Source organism: Streptomyces sp. NPDC006309 (genome assembly GCF_040613095.1).
Lineage (GTDB): Bacteria > Actinomycetota > Actinomycetes > Streptomycetales > Streptomycetaceae > Streptomyces.
Genome location: NZ_JBEXRO010000003.1, coordinates 465310 through 482051, shown reverse-complemented (window position 1 = coordinate 482051; position 16742 = coordinate 465310). Strand labels below are relative to the sequence as shown.

Below are 16742 nucleotides of genomic sequence, written 5' to 3'. Positions count from 1 at the left end.
AAACGCCCGGTTACATACCGAACCCGGAAGCTAAGCCTCACAGCGCCGATGGTACTGCAGGGGGGACCCTGTGGGAGAGTAGGACACCGCCGAACAATCTTTGGGAAAACCCCCGCATCTTCGATGCGGGGGTTTTCTGCGTTTATCCCGATCACGGTCGATGACGAGCCTGGCGGTGTGGGGCCGGTCGTCGAGTGTGGTCGTGCTGTCGAAATACGGGGTGCCACCGACAGCGGGTCGTCTACGGTGACCACATGACCAGCCTTACCGGTGCACCTGGCCTGACCAGGGACGACTACACCATCCGTGCCATACGTCCCGACGAGTGGGCCGCTGTGCGGCAGCTGCGGCTCGACGCGTTGCGGGATCCGGCCGCGCGCATCGCCTTCCTGGACACCTACGAGGAGGCATCCCGCAGGCCCGACGACTTCTGGCAGGACCGGGCCGCCCGGTCCGGTGTGGGATCGACGACGTCGCAGCAGTTCATCGCCGAGGCGCCGGACGGGACGTGGGCCGGCACCGTCGCCGTGCTCATCGAGGAGGCCGGGACGAAGGACTGGGCCGGTTGCCCGGTCGAGCGGCGTCAGGGACACGCCGTGGGCGTGTACGTGCGGCCGGAACACCGTGGGAACGGGCTGATCGAGGCGCTGTTCACCGCCGCCGTCGACTGGGCCTGGCAGCAGCGGGCCGAACGGATGCGGCTGATCGTGCACGAGGACAACGTGCGGGCCCAGGGCGCCTACCGCAAGGTGGGGTTCGTGCCGAGCGGACTCGTCGTCGCGTTCTCCCACGACGAGTCCGAGAACGAGCTGGAGTTCGTCCTGGACCGGCAGGCGGAGAACCCGCCAGCTTAGGCCGCGTCCGCGTTCTCAGACCGGCAGTTCCTGGTGCGGCCAGCGGGAGCGGGCCTGTTCGCGGGAGCGGAGCAGGGCCAGCGTCGGCAGGCCCTGGTCGGTTCCGGTGGCGAGCAGGGCCGGCAGCTCGGGGAACGGGGCCACGGCGGCGATGTCGTCCAGGACCAGGGTGAGTGGTGGGTCGAGCCGACCGGAGGATGACCGTTCGGCCATGCGCCGGCCGTGCTCGACCACGCTGGAGACGAGGGCCGTCAGGAGCGGCATCGCGCCCGGATCGCTCCTGGGATCCTCGATGGATTCACCGACCACGTAAAGTGTGCCCCCCTCGTGGACGAAGGAATCCAGGGCGAGGGCGTCGGTTCGGTTCGGGGTGCAGGCCTCGCGGATGTTGACCGTGAAGAGGGCGGACAGGGCCCTGCTGGTCAGTTCCTGGGCGATGTCCCGGCGTTCGGGGTGTGCGGTGAGGGCCGCCTCGAGTTCGCCCGCGGCGCCGGGAGCGGCCTTGGAGTGGGTGCGCAGCGTCCGTACGGCGTCCTGGACCTGGGTGCCCTGGGCCCAGCGGTGGACGTGGCGGATGGTGCGGTTCTCCAGGGCGGCGGCGTGGAGGTAGCTGCGCAGGAGGGTGGTCGCCGTGTCGGCCACGGCCTGGTCGATCCTGGCGGTGGGCCGCACGGGGGCGAGGAGGGCTGTCGCCCGGTGCAGCGCCGTCTGTCTGTCCGCGCAGCCCGCCGTGGGCGACCAGTGGAGGCGGGCCGGGGTGTCGCAGAGGTGCGCGGGGTCGTAGAGGAGAGTGGGGCCCAGCTTGGCCTTCGCGTCCTTCGTCTCCGCCCAGAGTGCCGGGTTCGACGTGACGACGAGGGTGGGGCCGGCGGCGTCCCGGATGGCCTGGACCGCGGCCGGCTGCCGGGTCGCGGGGGTGCCGTAGAGCACCGGGCCGTCGATGCGGGAGGCTTCCCAGCCGCCCGTCCGCGCGGCGCCGGCCGACAGGGGGCCGGCCCCCTGCGGCTCGGGTTCGCTGCGAGGCGCCGGGATCTCGCGCGTGGGTGCGGGGGCGGGTACGGCCGTGGGTGGGGGTGGCGGCGTGGGTGCCGGTGTCGGGGCTGGGGCCCGGACCTCGAACGCCGGACTCGCGGTCATGGGCTCGGGGGCGACAGGCCCCTTGGCCGAGGGCCCTGTGGCATCAGGTCCGCTGACCCCGGCCCCGTCGTCCGTCAGCCCACCGCGTCGGATCGTCGCCCGGCGCGCGCGCCATCGCGTCACCGTGCCGATCACGAACACGGTGAGGACGAAGAGGATCATCAGCTGGCCGATGAACAGGCCCCAGAAAAGGCCCCAGCCGGACAGCTGGGCCGGTGGGGTGTCCGGCCAGGCGCCGGTGATGTCGTGGGGGCGGGCGATGAGGTGCCGCATGGCCAGGGGGGTCCGGGTGAAGGTGACGCCGTGGGGCCAGGCGCCCTGCGCGAACCGGGCCGCCAGCCCCGTGGCCGTCCACACCAGCAGGGTCATGCCGAGGAGGAACGCGAGCATGCCGACCAGCAGCCCGTCGGGGATGCCGCCGCCCCGGCCCTCCCCGCGGCCGTCACGGCGGTCGTCCGGTCTCACCGCGCCCCTCCCTCCCTACGCCACCGTCGACTCGGGATCGCCCAGATGCTGCTCCACGAAGGCCGCCGCGCGCTGCTCGGCCTCCAGCTCGGCCGCGCGCAGGGCCTCGTCGGCCGCCAGGTCGCTGGAGGACTGGGTCATCGCCCGGTCGGTGAAGACCAGTGGGCGTTCGGTCTCCGTGATCAGGTGTTTGACCACCTGGACGTTGCCGTTGACGTCCCAGACCGCGATGCCGGGGGTGAGCGTCGGGATGATCTCGACCGCCCATCTGGGCAGGCCCAGCACCCGGCCCGTGGCGCGTGCCTCGTCGGCCTTCTGGGCGTAGATCGTGCGGGTCGACGCCATCTTCAGGATGGCCGCCGCCTCCTTCGCGGCGGCACCGTCGACCACGTCGGACAGGTGGTGGACGACGGCCACGAAGGACAGGCCGAGCCGCCGGCCGAACTTCAGCAGCCGCTGGAACAGCTGGGCCACGAAGGGGCTGTTGATGATGTGCCAGGCCTCCTCGACCAGGAAGATGCGCTTCTTCCGGTCGGGGCGGATCCAGGTGTGCTCCAGCCAGACGCCGACGATCGCCATGAGGATGGGCATGGCGATGGAGTTGCGGTCGATGTGGGAGAGGTCGAAGACGATCAGCGGGGCGTCGAGGTCGATGCCCACCGTGGTCGGGCCGTCGAACATGCCGCGCAGGTCACCGTCGACCAGCCGGTCCAGGACCAGGGCGACGTCGAGGCCCCAGGCGCGTACGTCGTCTATGGCGACGTTCATCGCCTCGGCCGACTCCGGCTCCGGGTGCCGTAGCTGCTCGACGATGTCGGTGAGGACCGGCTGACGGTCGAGAATGGTCTCGTTGACGTAGGAGTGGGCGACCTTGAGGGCGAAGCCGGCGCGTTCGTCCAGGCCGTGGCCCATCGCCACCTCGATGATCGTCCGGAGCAGCGCGAGCTGCCCGGTGGTGGTGATCGCCGGGTCCAGGGGGTTGAGCCGGATCCCGTGGTTCAGGGCGGCCGTCGGGTCGAGCCGGATGGGGGTTATTCCCAGCTCCTCGGCGATCAGGTTCCACTCGCCGACCCCGTCCTCGCCCTGGGCGTCCAGGACGACGACCTGGCGGTCCTTGAACCGCAGCTGGCGCAGGACGTACGTCTTCTCCAGCGCCGACTTGCCGTTGCCGGACTCGCCGAGGACGAGCCAGTGGGGGGCCGGGAGCTGCTGGCCGTACAGCTGGAAGGGGTCGTAGATGTATCCCTTCCCGGAGTAGACCTCGCGGCCGATGATGACGCCGGAGTCGCCGAGGCCGGGCGCGGCCGTGGGCAGGTAGACGGCCTGGGCCTGGCCCGTGGAGGTGCGCACCGGCAGCCGGGTCGTCTCCACCTTCCCGAAGAGGAAGGAGGTGAAGGCTTCGGTGAGGACGGACAGCGGATCCCGCATCGGCGAATCAGCCCCTACCTTCGGATGCCGGTGGCGAACGGAAGTGTGTTCACGAAGGCGCGGTGGTGCTCTCGGTCGCACCATTCCAGCTTGAGGTACGACTTGCCGGCGGAGGCCCTTATCGTGCGCTTGTCGCGGGCGAGGGCCTCGGGGGAACGGGAGGAGACGGTGATGTAGCCGACGAGGTTGACGCCCGCGGCGCCGCTGGCGAGATCCTCGCCGCGCTGGTCGAGGCGGTTGTGGGCGGCGATGTCCCGGGGGTCCACGGTGCGGTTCATCTTGGCGGCGCGGGACGCCTCGGCGTCGTCGTTGGTCTTCTCGGTCAGCATGCGCTCGATGGCCACCTCGGTGGGTTCGAGGTCCATCGTCACGGCGACCGTCCGGATGACGTCCGGGGTGTGGACGAGCAGCGGGGCGAGGAAGTTGACGCCGACGGGGGTCATCGGCCACTCCTTCACCCAGGCGGTGGCGTGGCACCAGGGGGCGCGGGTGCGGGACTCGCGGGTCTTGGCCTGGAGGAAGGTGGGCTCCATGGCGTCCAGCTCGGCCGGCCAGGCGTTGCGCTTGGTCATCGCCTGGATGTGGTCGATGGGGTGGTCGGGGTCGTACATGGAGTGGATGAGGGAGGCCAGCCGGCCCTGGCCCAGGGGCTGCCGGACGCGGATGTCGGCCTCCTGGAGCCGCGAGCAGATGTCGGTCAGCTCGCGGGCCATGACGACGGCGAGCCCGGCGTCCCGGTCGACCTTGGTGCCGCGGGCGCGGACGGCGCGGGCCATGGCGTTCGCCTCGGCGGCCAGGTCGCGGGTGTAGTGCATGCAGGCGACGAGGTAGGCGCGGTGCTGCTCGCTGCTGGTGGACACCATGGACTGCAACTGGTCGTAGGAGCGCTGGAGCCAGTCCGGGGAGCGGTCGTCGCCGCGCAGGGTGACGTCCTTGGCGTGCGCGTCCGGGTCGGCGGGCAGGGTCCGGGCGAGCATCTGGATCCGGGTGACGAAGCCGTCCCCGTTGGCGACGTGCTTGAGCAGCGTGCCGAAGCGGTCGACGAGGGCCTCCTGGTCCTCGGAGTCGCGCAGGCCGACGCCCGGGCCCTCGATCTCGATGGCGGCCGTGACCGTCTTGCGGTCGGCGTGCAGCAGTACGGCGATCTCGTCGGGCCCGAAGGGGGCGGCGAGCCAGTTGATGCGCCCGATGCCGGGGGGAGGCCCGATCTCGACCTCGCGTCCGTCGAGGCCGGTGCCGGCCTCCATGACGGTCGAGCGGTAGTGGGCGTTCCGCTTGACGGTCCGTTTGTAGCTGCGGTTGATCTCGAACCACTTGTAGAAGGTGCGGCGCTTGTACGGCACGTAGACCGCGGCGAGCGCGAGCAGCGGGAAGCCGGTCAGCAGCACGATGCGCAGGGGCAGCACCGGGACGAGGAGGCCGCACATCATGCCGAGGAACGCGCCGATGACGATCAGCGCGATCTCGCCGGACTCGCGGTTCCGGCCGACGATCGCGTTGGGCCGGGCGCGGCCGATCAGATACGTACGGCGGGGCGTGATCGGATGGGACAGATGGGACTCGGTCGTCAACGCCCTTCACCTCCCGAGCGGTTGTTGCGGGTGTTGCCGGCGTGCGGGGTGTTGACCGGGCTGGCCGCGCGGGGCGCGGGGGCGGCGGAGGGGACGGCTCCGCCGGAGCTCCCGGTCGGGGTACGGCTGCTGTGGGCGGCGACACCGCCGGCGAGGGGGTTGGCCGGGCGGGGGGCGCCGCCGGACTGGCCTCCGCCGCCGTTGTTGTCGGCGCGGGTGCTGTGGGTCTTGATGCCCTGGGCGACGAGGGTGGCGGGCGAGCTGATGACGGCGGCGGCCTTGCCCTCGGCGCCCTGCATGATGCGGTTGCTGCGGGAGCCGGCGATCTCGTCGCCGAAGCCGGGGACGAAACGGTAGATCATCGCGCTGGCGAAGATGGCGAGCAGGATGATGGCGAGGCCGGAGACGACGGCGGAGAAGGCGTCGGGGCCGTCGGCGCCGGAGAGGGCTCCGGCGAGGCCGAGCACGATTACGATGACCGGTTTCACGAGGATGACGGCGATCATGATGCCGGCCCAGCGGCGTACGTGGCCCCACAGGTTCTTGTCGACCAGTCCGGCGTAGACGACGGTGCCGAGGAGGGCGCCGACGTAGAGCAGGGCGGCGCGGATGACCAGCTCCAGCCAGAGGATGCCGGCGGCGAGGATGCTGACCAGGGAGACCACGATCAGCATGATGGGGCCGCCGCCGATGTCGGTGCCCTTGTTCAGGGCGCCGGAGAAGGTGCCGAAGAACGTGTCGGTCTGGTCGCCGGTGGCCTTGGCGAGGACGTCCGTCACGCCGTCCGTCGCCGACACGACCGTGTACAGGATCAGGGGCGTGAAGGCGGAGGCGAGCACCGTCAGCCACAGGAACCCGATGGCCTCCGAGATGGCGGTGGTGAGCGGCACACCGCGGACGGCCCGCTTGGCCACGGCCAGGAGCCACAGGAGGAGGGTGAGGATCGTGGAGGCGGCGAAGACGACGGCGTACTGCTGAAGGAACTTCGCGTTGGTGAAGTCTACGTTTGCGGTTTCCTTCACGGCCTTGCTGAGCTTGCCGATGGTCCACGCGGCGGCGTCGGCACAGCCCTTCGCGAGAGAGGAAAGGGGGTCGAGGGTGTCGGTTAGGGGGTTGTTGGTGATACCGGAGGAGCCTTTAGAGCTGCCGCCGCCCTTTTCGCAGTACTGCTTGGCGGGTCCGACGATGAGGTCGCACTTGTCGGAGGATGAGTAGGACGGGGTGGGAGTAGGGGCGGCTACAGCTCGTCCGGCCACCAGGAAGAGAGCACCCTGGACGACACTGACGGCGGTGGCGACTTTGAGTACGCGGCGCGGGCTACCGGGCATAAGTGAAGCCTCCGTACTCCTCGACTGCTTTGGCCATCTGATCAGCGTTGGACGCTTTGTCGTCACCAGGGACCGGCGCCGGGCCGTCCTTCTGGGAGAAGCTGCTGACCTTCCAGTCATCACCCGACCAACTCAGCTCAAGAGTCATGGTGAACCAGTCGCTGGTGACAGGGCTGGTCGAATCGGCGCCGGCGGTACCGAACACACCGGTGCACCACACCTCGACAGTGGCAGCGGTGCCGGAATAGCTAATCGTCTTAGTGCCGATCGGTGCCGTACGTGAGACATACGTGTGTCCGGCAGGCGCATTGCCGTTGGCGTCAAGGCCCAGGTTGGTCAGGAATTCCTTGCTGTAAGCCTTGTTGAACTTGCTGATCAAGGCGGCTTGCTGGTCCGCTGCAAACACCTGACTGACAATCGCGCTTCGTCGCATCGGCTTGAGGATGTCGGCAGAGACGAGCACGACCGAGTAGTTCGCCGCCGCACTCTGCGCCCCCTGTTCCGTGCGGGGGAAGTTTGAGGGGATGCCTGTGGTCTTGGTGCCGACGGGGTGGGTGCCTGAGGGGGCTGTCGAGGAGGTCTGGGGGCGGGAGCCCTTGGTGGTGGCGGTGTCCTTGGTCGTGTCGTCGCCCCTGTTCGCGAAGGCGATGGCCGCGATCAGGAGGACCACCACGCCGACCACCGTGACCAGGCTCTTGGAGGAGGAGCGGTGGGGGCGGCGGGGGGCGCCGCCGTAGGGGTCGTTCTCCGGTAGGCGGGTGCGGGTGTGGCCCGTGTCGCCGTAGTCGGTGTAGCCCTGTTCGTCTCCGGGATTCATGCCGCGTACGCCCCCTCCACCTCGTAGACATACGACGGTAGCCGTGCTGGTTCCCGCGCGGGCGCGGTGTGGTGACTCGACATCAGGGAGACGCAACCTCAGCCGGTGGGCACGACGGGTGGGTGGGGTGGAGGGGACAGCCGTGGCCGGGCGTGCCCGGGAGGGGAGGGGCTACACCGCCATGCCGTACACGATGGTGAACAGGGTGCCGAGGGAGCCGATGATGAAGACTCCGGTGAGGCCGGCGATGATCAGGCCTTTGCCCTGTTCCGCGCTGAAGGTGTCCCGCAGGGCCGTGGCGCCGATGCGCTGCTTCGCCGCGCCCCATACCGCGAGGCCGAGGCAGAGGAGGATGGCCACGGCCATGACCACCTCGATCATCACCTTGGCCTCGTTGCCCAGGCTGCCGAAGGGGCCCCAGTCCGGAGCGATACCGCCGATGATGGTGTTGATGTCTCCCTTGTCGGCCGCAAAGAGCATGTAAGTCACCGCCCCTGGTGGGTAGTTCCGCGTGTGCCTCTGCGGTGTGCAGAGGTCAGGCCTCATTGTCGCCGACAACGTCGCCTACGTATGTCGACTTGGCGTCATTGGCTGGCGGGTTTCGTGCGAACGGTCCGCACGGTCACTCTGTGTATCACGGCAGGTCACCCCGGGCAATGAGGTCGGAGCGGAACCTGGTGCGTGGTTCGGTCGTTGACTCCCTTCACGGCCGGTTGCGGTTCGTGGCGCGGTTTCTGACGGCCGGTCGGGGGGAGGTTCCGTGCCGATGTTCTCACGGGTGGTGGGGTCGGTGGCTCGGCGGACCCGGCCGGCGCGGTCCTCGTGGGGTGGCGGCCGGGGGTGGTTGTCGGGGGTGGTTGTCGGGCTCGGCCGTATGTTCGATGAGGTGGCCGGCGGGTGGGTGCTGGGGCCTGGTGGCCCTTGGGTTTTGGTGTCTGCGGTGGCGGGGCACCTGGTGTTCACAGGAGAATCTCAGTGATGTCGGAGCAGGTTTCTCAGCTTCGTGGGACAGAGTGGGGCTTGATGAAGCGCATCTCACGCATCTCACGCATGTCGGTCACCTCCCGGCCCGCGCTGCTCGGCGCGGTGGTGCTGCTGGCGCTGACCTCGGCGTCGGTGGCCGCCGCCGACGACGGGCGGGGGCCGCTGGAGGTCACGGCCGACGCGGTCCCGACCCGCCAGAGCGCGCGGGTCGGGGCGCTGTTCGGCGCGGACCGGGCGGGCAGGCCGTCCGGCGGTCACTTCTGCACCGCCTCGGTGGTGCACAGCCCGCGCGGTGACCTCGTCGTCACCGCCGCGCACTGCGTGGACGGCGACGACGGCGACCTGGTGTTCGCGCCGGGCTACCGGGACGGCCGGACGCCGTTCGGGGTGTGGAAGGTGACGCGGCGGTTCCTGCCCGATGGGTGGACCGGCGGCCAGGACGAGGACAGTGACGTGGCCTTCGCCGCCGTCGCCGAGCGTGACGGTGAGCGGCTCGAGGACGTCGTCGGGGCCAACCGGTTCGCGGCCGGGGTGGCCACCGGTGCCACCGCCGTGACCGTCACCGGCTATCCGGACTCCCGCGAGGCGCCCATCAGCTGCACCGACAGGCCGGCATCGCACAGCACTACGCAGCAGCGCATCACGTGCCCGGACTTCACCGGCGGCACCAGCGGCAGCCCCTGGGTCAACGGTGACGGCCAGGTCGTCGGTGTCATCGGCGGCCATGAGCAGGGCGGGGACACGGCCGACGTCTCCTACAGCGTGGTGCTGGGCGGCGAGGCGGCCGAGCTGTACCGGGACGCGGCCTCCGCGTCCTGAGAAGGCGTCAGTCCGGGCGGTTCAACTGTGAAATGGCGCCACTTCGCGTCCAAATGGCCTTGAACGGGGTCCGCATGGGGGAAAGTTGAACCGTGCGGAAGGTATGGGTGTTCGGTGGGGCGGCCGTCGCGCTCGGCATGGGCTTCGTCATGCTGCTCGTCGTCGGGGTGTACATCGTGGCCGGGAACCTGGTCAACGGGGCGACCTCGGGTGCCCGGGGGCTGGCCAAGGGCGCCGTGCCGGCCGCCTACAAGTCGCTCGTGCAGCAGTGGGGCAACCTGTGCCCGGCGCTCAGTCCGGCGCTGCTCGCCGCCCAGCTGTACCAGGAGAGCGGGTGGAACCCGACGGTGGTCAGCCCGGCCGACGCCCGCGGCATCGCCCAGTTCATCCCGAGCACGTGGGCGACCCACGGGATCGACGGCAACGGCGACGGCAGGCGGGACATCTGGGACCCGAATGACGCGATTCCGTCGGCCGCGTCGTACGACTGCGAACTCGCCAAGTACGTCAAGGACGTCCCCGGCAACGTCTCCGACAACATGCTCGCCGCCTACAACGCGGGCGCATACCGCGTCATAAGGGCGCGCGGGGTCCCGGCCATCAGCGAGACGCGGAACTACGTCCAGCGCATCCGCAGCCTGGAGGAGAGCTTCGCCGCGCCGGTCAGCCGGCTGGACCCGACCCGGGCGGCGGCGGGCGCCATCGCCTTCGCGCAGAGCAGGCTCGGCACGCCCTATCTGTGGGGCGGCAACGGCACCGCCGACCAGGGCGGACGCTTCGACTGCTCGGGTCTGACGAAGGCCGCGTACGAGAAGGTCGGCATCACCCTGCCCCGGGTCGCCAACGACCAGTACAACGCCGGCCCGCACCCCTCGCGGGACCAGCTGCTCCCCGGTGACCTCGTGTTCTTCTCGGACAATCTGACCGACTCCCGGGCCATCCGGCACGTGGGTATCTACGTCGGCGGCGGGTACATGATCGACGCGCCCCGCACGGGTGCCGTGATCCGGTTCGACCCCGTCGACACCCCGGACTACTTCGGGGCGACCAGGGTCACCGAAGATGGCGCAAAAGCACTCCCCACGAGGGTGTGAACCGTGTGTGAACCCACCCCCTGAGCTGCGGCGATGAGTCTCTCTTCGATAACGTCTGCGTGATCATTCGGTGGAGAGTGGAACGTATGAATGGTGGCTGTGCGTTCCTGTTGACGTAGCCGAGCGGACGTCAGTGCGGCAGTGCAGCGGAAGCGGATCTACGTACCACAGGGGGCAGGAGCGACGCACACCCGGTGCGTCCGGACGAACGACGAAGGGGCCGCAGCACCATGGCTGTACTCGCCGATTCCGGATCGAACCCCGACGTCGACCTGCTCTACGACATCAATGGCCTGGCCAAGGACGCGCCGCACTGGTGGGACCGGGTCATGGCGTTCGTCGGCGAGTACGGCCTGCTGGTGGCCATGGTGCTGCTGATCCTGGGCTGCTGGTGGTCGGTGCGGCGCCGAGGCGGTGAGGAGGCGGCGCCCTCGGTGGCCGCGCTGCTGTGGGCGCCGCTGGCGGCCGGCCTGGCGGTGCTGGTGAACGTCCCGATACGGGGTTTCGTGCAGCGCCCCCGCCCCTTCCTGGACCACGAGGGCCTGGACGTCCTGGTCGCCGGGAAGAACGACTTCTCCTTCGTCAGCGACCACGCGACGATCACGATGGCGCTCGGGGTCGGTCTGTTCGTCGCCCACCGGCGCTTCGGCCTCGTGGGCATCGGCCTGGCCCTGCTGGAGGGCTTCTGCCGGGTCTACATGGGCGTGCACTACCCGACGGACGTCGTCGGCGGTTTCGCGCTCGGTACGGCGGTCGTCCTGCTCCTGTCCCCGCCGGCCATGGCCCTGCTGACCCCGCTGATGCGGGCCGTGGAGCGCTCGCCGTGGGCGGGCGGGCTGGTGCGGCGGCGCTCGGCGCCGGGCGTCCCGGTCCTCGCCGGCGCCCACCGGCCGGCGGACTCCGAGGAACGGGACCTGGCCGCGTGAGCCGGGCCCGGCGGTGTCCCCCGCCGGGGGATGACACCGGCGGGTGCTACAGCCCCTGCGTGTAGGAGAAGAAGCGCTGGGGGTCGTACTGCTTCTTGACCTTGGCCAGACGGGTGGCCGCGTCCCCGTAGTACGCCGTCTTCCAGTCCTTCAGCGTCGGGTCGGTGTAGTTCTGGTAGGCGGCGCCCGAGGCGTACGGCTTCATCGCGGTGTGGGCCGACGTGAGCCAGGACCGGGCGGTGCCGCCGGTGGCCCCCGCGCCCCAGGAGACTATGTACTGGGCCAGCATCCGGGAGCGGCGGTGCACGAAAGCGGTGGCGGTCGGCGAGACCCGGTTGACGGCGCCGCCGAGCGCGGTGAACGCGATGCTGCCCGCGCCGCCCCGCACGGCGGCGGTCTGCTTGAGCACGGTCTGGATGCCGGCCGCGGACAGCGAGCGGTCGAAGAAGTCGGAGCGGGCCGCGTACGTCTCCCGGCCGAGCCTGCCCTGCGGGGAGCGGCCCGGGGTGGAGCCTGGCAGGTGGCACTGGGCGTCGGCGGCGAAGGAGGAGCAGCCGGCGTAGATCTCCATCGCCTCCTCGTAGCCGCGGCGGCGCAGGGTGACGGAGGCGGCGTCGGCGCCGGCCCGGTGGGCCAGGTGGTCCACGGCGTTCTGGAGTTCGCCGTAGGTGCCGAGGGAGAAGCAGGAGACCGAGACGCTCGGGGTGCGGCCGGGGGAGCACGACAGGTGCAGGGAGGACCAGATCTCGTCGGGCTGGCTCGGGCCCCACTCCTGCCAGGCCTTGAGCACCTGGGCGGCCTTGGCCCAGGGCCAGGTCAGGTAGGCGGTCACGGCCTGCGGTGCCGGGTGCGTCCGGAAGTGCAGCTCGGTGACGACGCCGAAGTTGCCGTTGCCGGCGCCGCGCAGCGCCCAGAACAGGTCGGGGTGGTGGGTGGCGTCCGTGGTGACCTGGGTGCCGTCCGCGGTGATCAGGGTGGCCTGGGTGAGGTTGTCGCAGGTGAGGCCGTAGGCGCGGGAGGCGACTCCGTGGCCGCCGCCGAGCACCAGGCCGGAGATGCCGACGGTGGGGCAGGAGCCGGCGGGCAGGGTGACGCCCTTCGCGGCGAGCCCGCGGTAGACGTCGATCAGCTTGGCGCCGGCGCCCACGACGGCCTGGCCGCCGCCGGCCCGGACGCGGTTGAGCCGGGAGACGTCGAGGATGAGCCGGTTGTCGCCGGAGGAGTAGCCGGCGTAGGAGTGGCCGCCGTTGCGTATCGACACCTTGATGCGGTGCGCGCGGGCGTAGGCCAGGGTCGTACGGATGTCGGCGGGGTGCTCGACGTAGGCCACCGCGGCCGGCCTGAGACCGTCGAAGCGGGTGTTGTACAGCTGGTGGGCCGTCTTCCAGGAGGCGTCACCGGGCCGTACCAGGGTGCCGTCGAGGTCGCGGGCGAGGGCGGCCCAGTTCGCGGCGGCGCTCGCGCTGGTGGTCCTCAGGGCCGTCAGCGAGGACGAACCCGCCGGTGACGGTGTGCCCGGGTGCGCCGCGGCCGGGGCGGAACCGCCTCCGCCCGCACCGCACGCGGTCAGTGCGGTCGTCGCCAGTGCGGCCGTGCCACCCGAGATGAACGTACGCCGTTCCATGTCCGTCGCCTTTCGTCGGCTCTCGGGGAACGAGACGGCGCCCCGCGTCGGGGGGTTCCCCCGTCCGGATGAAGAGCATCGAATATACGTCCGCGTGCTCCGGCCGTCGGAACCTCCACGTGCTCTCCCCGTGAGCATTCCGTGACCTCACCGGGCCGACGGCAGGGGTTCACTCCTCGTTCACTTCCGGCCATTGGTGGCTTCACCTGTTCTGCCTAGTTTCGGCCGTACCGGGTGCTGAGTGCGGGCATGAACGCGCTCAACGCATTCATGCACCTTTTCGACCCTCGCGCGCCGCCCGACAGCGGCGGCTCCTGGAAGGAACCACCAGAAGTGAAGCTTCAGCGCAAGAACCGGCTGCGCGCCCTCTCTCTCGGTGCTGTCGCTGTCTCCGGCGCCCTGGCCCTGACGGCGTGCGGCTCGGACGACAACGGCGGCGGCGGCAAGGCGTCGGGCAACACCTCCGCGTCGGCCGGCGCCGGCTCGGTCAAGTGCGACGACGCCAAGGGTCAGCTGCTCGCGGACGGCTCCTCCGCGCAGAAGAACGCGATCGACGCCTGGGTCAAGGCCTTCTCCCAGGCCTGTCACGTGCAGATCAACTACAAGGGCGCCGGCTCGGGTGCCGGTGTCACCTCCTTCAACCAGGGCCAGATCGCGTTCGCCGGTTCGGACTCCGCGCTGAAGCCCGAAGAGGTCACCGCCTCCAAGAAGGTCTGCTCCGGCGGCCAGGGCATCGACCTGCCGATGGTCGGCGGCCCGATCGCCCTCGGCTACAACGTCCCGGGTGTCGACAACCTGGTCCTGGACGCCCCGACCCTCGCCAAGATCTTCGACAGCAAGATCACCAACTGGAACGACGCGGCGATCAAGCAGCTGAACCCCGGCGCGAAGCTGCCCGACCTGAAGATCCAGGCGTTCCACCGCTCCGAGGACTCCGGCACCACGGACAACTTCACCAAGTACCTGATCGCCACCACCCCGGACAACTGGAAGTACTCCGGCGGCAAGGCCTGGCAGGCCAAGGGCGGCCAGGCGGCCTCCGGTTCGGCCGGTGTGGCCCAGGGCGTCAAGCAGAACTCCGGCGCGATCGGCTACTTCGAGCTGTCCTACGCCAAGGACATCTCCACGGTCTCCATCGCCACCGGCGCCAAGTCCCCGGTGAAGCCGTCGACCGATTCCGCCACCGCCGACATCGCGGCCGCCAAGGTCGTGGGCACCGGCAAGGACCTGTCGCTCCAGCTGGACTACAAGACCAAGGCCGACGGCGCCTACCCGATCACCCTGGTCACCTACGAGATCGTCTGCGACAAGGGCAACAAGGCCGACACCCTGCCCGCCACCAAGGCGTTCCTGCGCTACATCGCCGGCGAGGACGGCCAGAAGGTGCTGGCGCAGAACGACTACGCCCCGATCCCCGACGAGATCATCACCAAGGTCCGCTCCACCATCGAGGGCCTGAGCTGACCTGATCCGAGAGTGCGGCCCGGGACCACCCAGGTCCGGGGTCGCACCGTCCGGTGCACCGCCGCCACGAGCCGCGGCCCCAGGTGGGGGCGCGGCTCCGCAGACCGGAGAACCCGATGGACATATCGACGACGACCGACGTTCCCCCTCCAAGCCCTCAGCCACCGGTGACGGAGCAGAAGCGCGTGTCCCGGGGCGCGACCCGCCCCGGTGACCGGATCTTCCTGGGCCTGACCCGCGGCTCCGGCATCCTGCTGCTCGTGGTGATGGGCGCGATCGCGGTGTTCCTCACCTACCGCGCCTCCCTCGCGATCAGCAAGGACCACGGGAACTTCCTCACCACCTTCGAGTGGAACACCAACCTCACCCCGCCGGTGTTCGGCATCGCGGTGCTGGCCTTCGGCACGGTCGTCTCCTCGATCGTCGCCATGGCCATCGCGGTCCCGATCGCCGTCGCGATCGCGCTGTTCCTCACCCACTACGCCCCGCGCCGGCTGAGCGGTCTCATCGCCTACGTGATCGACCTGCTCGCCGCCGTACCGTCCATCGTCTACGGCCTGTGGGGTGCCCTCGTCCTCGTCCCGCACATGCAGGGCCTGTACGCCTGGCTGGACACCTACCTCGGCTGGACGGGCCTGTTCGCCTGGGACGGCGGGGCGCCCCGCGCGATGCTCACCGTCGGCATCCTGCTGGCGATCATGATCCTGCCGATCATCACCAACGTCAGCCGTGAGGTCTTCCGGCAGGTCCCGCGGATGCACGAGGAGGCCGCGCTGGCCCTCGGCGCCACCCGCTGGGAGGTCGTCCGCATGTCCGTCCTGCCCTTCGGCCGCTCCGGTGTGATCTCCGCGTCGATGCTCGGCCTCGGCCGCGCCCTCGGCGAGACGATGGCCGTCGCCACCGTGCTCTCCCCGGACTACGACATCCATCTCAGCCTGCTCGACCCGGGCGGCGGCACCTTCGCCCAGAACATCGCCAGCAAGTTCGGTGAGGCCACCGAGCAGGGCCGCGACGCGCTGATCGCCTCCGGTCTCGTCCTGTTCGTCATCACCCTGGTGGTCAACGGCGCGGCCCGCGCGATCATCGCCCGCCGCAAGGAGTACTCGGGGGCCAACGCATGAGCACCGCAGCCGTCACCGACAAGCGCCCCGGCTCGCTGCGCGGCGCCCGCCTGCCGAAGTGGTCCCCGTGGGCCATCGCCGCCGGTTCGATCGTCCTCGCGGTCGTCATCGGCCTGGCCGGCGGCCTGCACAGCAAGGTCCAGTGGGGCCTGATCGCCGCGATCCTCTTCATCCTCGGCACCTACGGCATCGCCACCCGGGTCGAGGGCCGCCGGCAGGCCAAGGACCGAATCGCCACCGCCCTCGTCTGGGTCGCCTTCCTGATCGCCGTCGTCCCGCTGGTCTCCCTGGTCTGGACGACCGTCTCCCGCGGCACGAAGGTCCTCGACTTCTACTTCCTCAGCCACTCCATGGGCGTCGTCGCCGACTCCGAGGCCGGCGGCGGCATCTACCACGCCATCATCGGCAGCCTGGAGCAGGTCGGCCTCGCCACCGTCATCGGCGCCCCGGTCGGCGTGCTCACCGCGATCTACCTGGTGGAGTACGGGCGGGGCCGCCTCTCGCAGGCGGTGACCTTCTTCGTCGACGTCATGACGGGCATCCCGTCGATCGTCGCGGGCCTGTTCATCCTCAGCCTGATGCTCATCTTCAAGATGCAGCCGTTCGGCTTCGCCGGTTCGCTGGCCCTGGCCATCCTGATGATGCCGGTCGTCGTCCGCTCCACCGAGGAGATGCTCAAGCTCGTCCCGAACGAGCTGCGCGAGGCATCCCTGGCGCTCGGCGTGCCGAAGTGGCGGACCATCCTGAAGGTGGTCCTGCCGACGTCCATCGGCGGCATCACCACCGGCATCATGCTCGCCATCGCCCGTATCGCGGGCGAGACGGCGCCGGTCCTGCTGCTCGTCTTCGGCAACCCGTTCATCAACAACAACCCGTTCGAGGGCGCCCAGGCGTCGCTGCCGCTGTACATCTACCAGCAGTACGCGCAGAGCGCGGGCGCCAACGCGGCGTACGACCGCGCGTGGGCGGCGTCCCTCACGCTGATCGCCTTCGTGATGATCCTCAACCTGGTGGCCCGCGGTATCGCCCGCTGGAAGGCCCCGCGCTGACAATCCGCGGCTACCGCCGCGTGGCCGGCCGCCGACCGGGGCCCGCCAGTGCGACTGACTG

Annotated in this window: 14 protein-coding genes and 1 rRNA gene; 8 read left to right on the top strand and 7 right to left on the bottom strand. The window is 70.2% G+C overall.

Translation table 11 applies throughout. The features are described from left to right. Positions 1–95, top strand: a 5S ribosomal RNA gene (rrf, locus tag ABZ117_RS07035); the annotation flags it as partial. A gap of 159 nt (positions 96–254) precedes the next feature. Beyond that, positions 255–854: a GNAT family N-acetyltransferase gene (locus ABZ117_RS07030; protein ID WP_356818132.1), complete on the top strand. Its 600-nt coding sequence runs from the start codon at positions 255–257 to the stop codon at positions 852–854. Between the two features lie 15 nt (positions 855–869). Here ABZ117_RS07030 and ABZ117_RS07025 read toward each other — a convergent pair whose 3' ends face one another. From ABZ117_RS07025 to ABZ117_RS07000, 6 genes are all read right to left on the bottom strand, one after another. Next, positions 870–2456: a type VI secretion protein gene (locus tag ABZ117_RS07025; RefSeq protein WP_356818130.1), complete on the bottom strand. Its 1587-nt coding sequence runs from the start codon at positions 2454–2456 to the stop codon at positions 870–872. A gap of 15 nt (positions 2457–2471) precedes the next feature. Beyond that, positions 2472–3884, bottom strand: a complete 1413-nt coding sequence (locus ABZ117_RS07020; protein WP_356818128.1) for an ATP-binding protein — start codon at positions 3882–3884, stop codon at positions 2472–2474. A 14-nt stretch (positions 3885–3898) separates the two neighbouring features. Beyond that, positions 3899–5455, bottom strand: coding sequence for an SCO6880 family protein (locus tag ABZ117_RS07015; RefSeq protein WP_356818126.1), 1557 nt, complete (start codon positions 5453–5455; stop codon positions 3899–3901). Next, complete coding sequence (locus ABZ117_RS07010; protein WP_356818124.1) at positions 5452–6783, bottom strand: hypothetical protein; 1332 nt, start codon at positions 6781–6783, stop codon at positions 5452–5454. The genes ABZ117_RS07015 and ABZ117_RS07010 overlap by 4 nt, the downstream gene beginning before the upstream one ends. Beyond that, complete coding sequence (locus ABZ117_RS07005; RefSeq protein ID WP_356818123.1) at positions 6773–7600, bottom strand: hypothetical protein; 828 nt, start codon at positions 7598–7600, stop codon at positions 6773–6775. The genes ABZ117_RS07010 and ABZ117_RS07005 overlap by 11 nt, the downstream gene beginning before the upstream one ends. 171 nt (positions 7601–7771) lie before the next feature. Beyond that, the gene (locus tag ABZ117_RS07000; protein ID WP_016436843.1) at positions 7772–8080 is read right to left on the bottom strand and encodes a hypothetical protein; all 309 of its coding nucleotides are present in this window, start codon (positions 8078–8080) and stop codon (positions 7772–7774) included. Between the two features lie 543 nt (positions 8081–8623). On the opposite strand from ABZ117_RS07000, the gene ABZ117_RS06995 reads away from it, so the two are divergent. The 3 genes from ABZ117_RS06995 (at position 8624) to ABZ117_RS06985 (ending at position 11423) form a co-directional block, all read left to right on the top strand. Then, positions 8624–9403 (top strand): trypsin-like peptidase domain-containing protein, encoded by a 780-nt coding sequence (locus ABZ117_RS06995; RefSeq protein WP_356818121.1) that lies wholly within the window; start codon positions 8624–8626, stop codon positions 9401–9403. A 92-nt stretch (positions 9404–9495) separates the two neighbouring features. Continuing rightward, positions 9496–10497 carry a bifunctional lytic transglycosylase/C40 family peptidase gene (locus tag ABZ117_RS06990; RefSeq protein ID WP_356818119.1) on the top strand — a complete coding sequence of 334 codons (1002 nt, stop codon included), beginning with the start codon at positions 9496–9498 and terminating at the stop codon, positions 10495–10497. A gap of 230 nt (positions 10498–10727) precedes the next feature. Next, positions 10728–11423, top strand: a complete 696-nt coding sequence (locus tag ABZ117_RS06985; protein WP_356818118.1) for a phosphatase PAP2 family protein — start codon at positions 10728–10730, stop codon at positions 11421–11423. A gap of 46 nt (positions 11424–11469) precedes the next feature. On the opposite strand, the gene ABZ117_RS06980 is transcribed toward ABZ117_RS06985, so the two are convergent. Then, on the bottom strand, positions 11470–13047 hold the full coding sequence (locus ABZ117_RS06980; RefSeq protein WP_356818117.1) for an FAD-binding oxidoreductase: 1578 nt from the start codon (positions 13045–13047) through the stop codon (positions 11470–11472). A gap of 333 nt (positions 13048–13380) precedes the next feature. Between ABZ117_RS06980 and pstS the strand changes: the two genes are divergently transcribed. The 3 genes from pstS (at position 13381) to pstA (ending at position 16681) form a co-directional block, all read left to right on the top strand. Further along, on the top strand, positions 13381–14511 hold the full coding sequence (pstS, locus tag ABZ117_RS06975) for a phosphate ABC transporter substrate-binding protein PstS (protein WP_356818115.1): 1131 nt from the start codon (positions 13381–13383) through the stop codon (positions 14509–14511). 116 nt (positions 14512–14627) lie between these two features. Further along, the gene (gene pstC / locus ABZ117_RS06970) at positions 14628–15632 is read left to right on the top strand and encodes a phosphate ABC transporter permease subunit PstC (protein WP_356818113.1); all 1005 of its coding nucleotides are present in this window, start codon (positions 14628–14630) and stop codon (positions 15630–15632) included. Next, positions 15629–16681, top strand: a complete 1053-nt coding sequence (gene pstA, locus ABZ117_RS06965; protein ID WP_356818111.1) for a phosphate ABC transporter permease PstA — start codon at positions 15629–15631, stop codon at positions 16679–16681. Before pstC ends, pstA begins: the two co-directional genes overlap by 4 nt. Positions 16682–16742 lie beyond the last annotated feature (61 nt).

Bases quoted from the DNA above. Each gene is read 5' to 3' on its own strand.
- ABZ117_RS07030 (WP_356818132.1), top strand. From the start codon at position 255: ATGACCAGCCTTACCGGTGCACCTGGCCTGACCAGGGACGACTACACC.
- ABZ117_RS07020 (WP_356818128.1), bottom strand. From the start codon at position 3,884: ATGCGGGATCCGCTGTCCGTCCTCACCGAAGCCTTCACCTCCTTCCTC.
- ABZ117_RS07010 (WP_356818124.1), bottom strand. From the start codon at position 6,783: ATGCCCGGTAGCCCGCGCCGCGTACTCAAAGTCGCCACCGCCGTCAGT.
- ABZ117_RS07005 (WP_356818123.1), bottom strand. From the start codon at position 7,600: ATGAATCCCGGAGACGAACAGGGCTACACCGACTACGGCGACACGGGC.
- ABZ117_RS07000 (WP_016436843.1), bottom strand. From the start codon at position 8,080: ATGCTCTTTGCGGCCGACAAGGGAGACATCAACACCATCATCGGCGGT.
- ABZ117_RS06995 (WP_356818121.1), top strand. From the start codon at position 8,624: ATGAAGCGCATCTCACGCATCTCACGCATGTCGGTCACCTCCCGGCCC.
- ABZ117_RS06985 (WP_356818118.1), top strand. From the start codon at position 10,728: ATGGCTGTACTCGCCGATTCCGGATCGAACCCCGACGTCGACCTGCTC.
- ABZ117_RS06980 (WP_356818117.1), bottom strand. From the start codon at position 13,047: ATGGAACGGCGTACGTTCATCTCGGGTGGCACGGCCGCACTGGCGACG.
- pstC (WP_356818113.1), top strand. From the start codon at position 14,628: ATGGACATATCGACGACGACCGACGTTCCCCCTCCAAGCCCTCAGCCA.
- pstA (WP_356818111.1), top strand. From the start codon at position 15,629: ATGAGCACCGCAGCCGTCACCGACAAGCGCCCCGGCTCGCTGCGCGGC.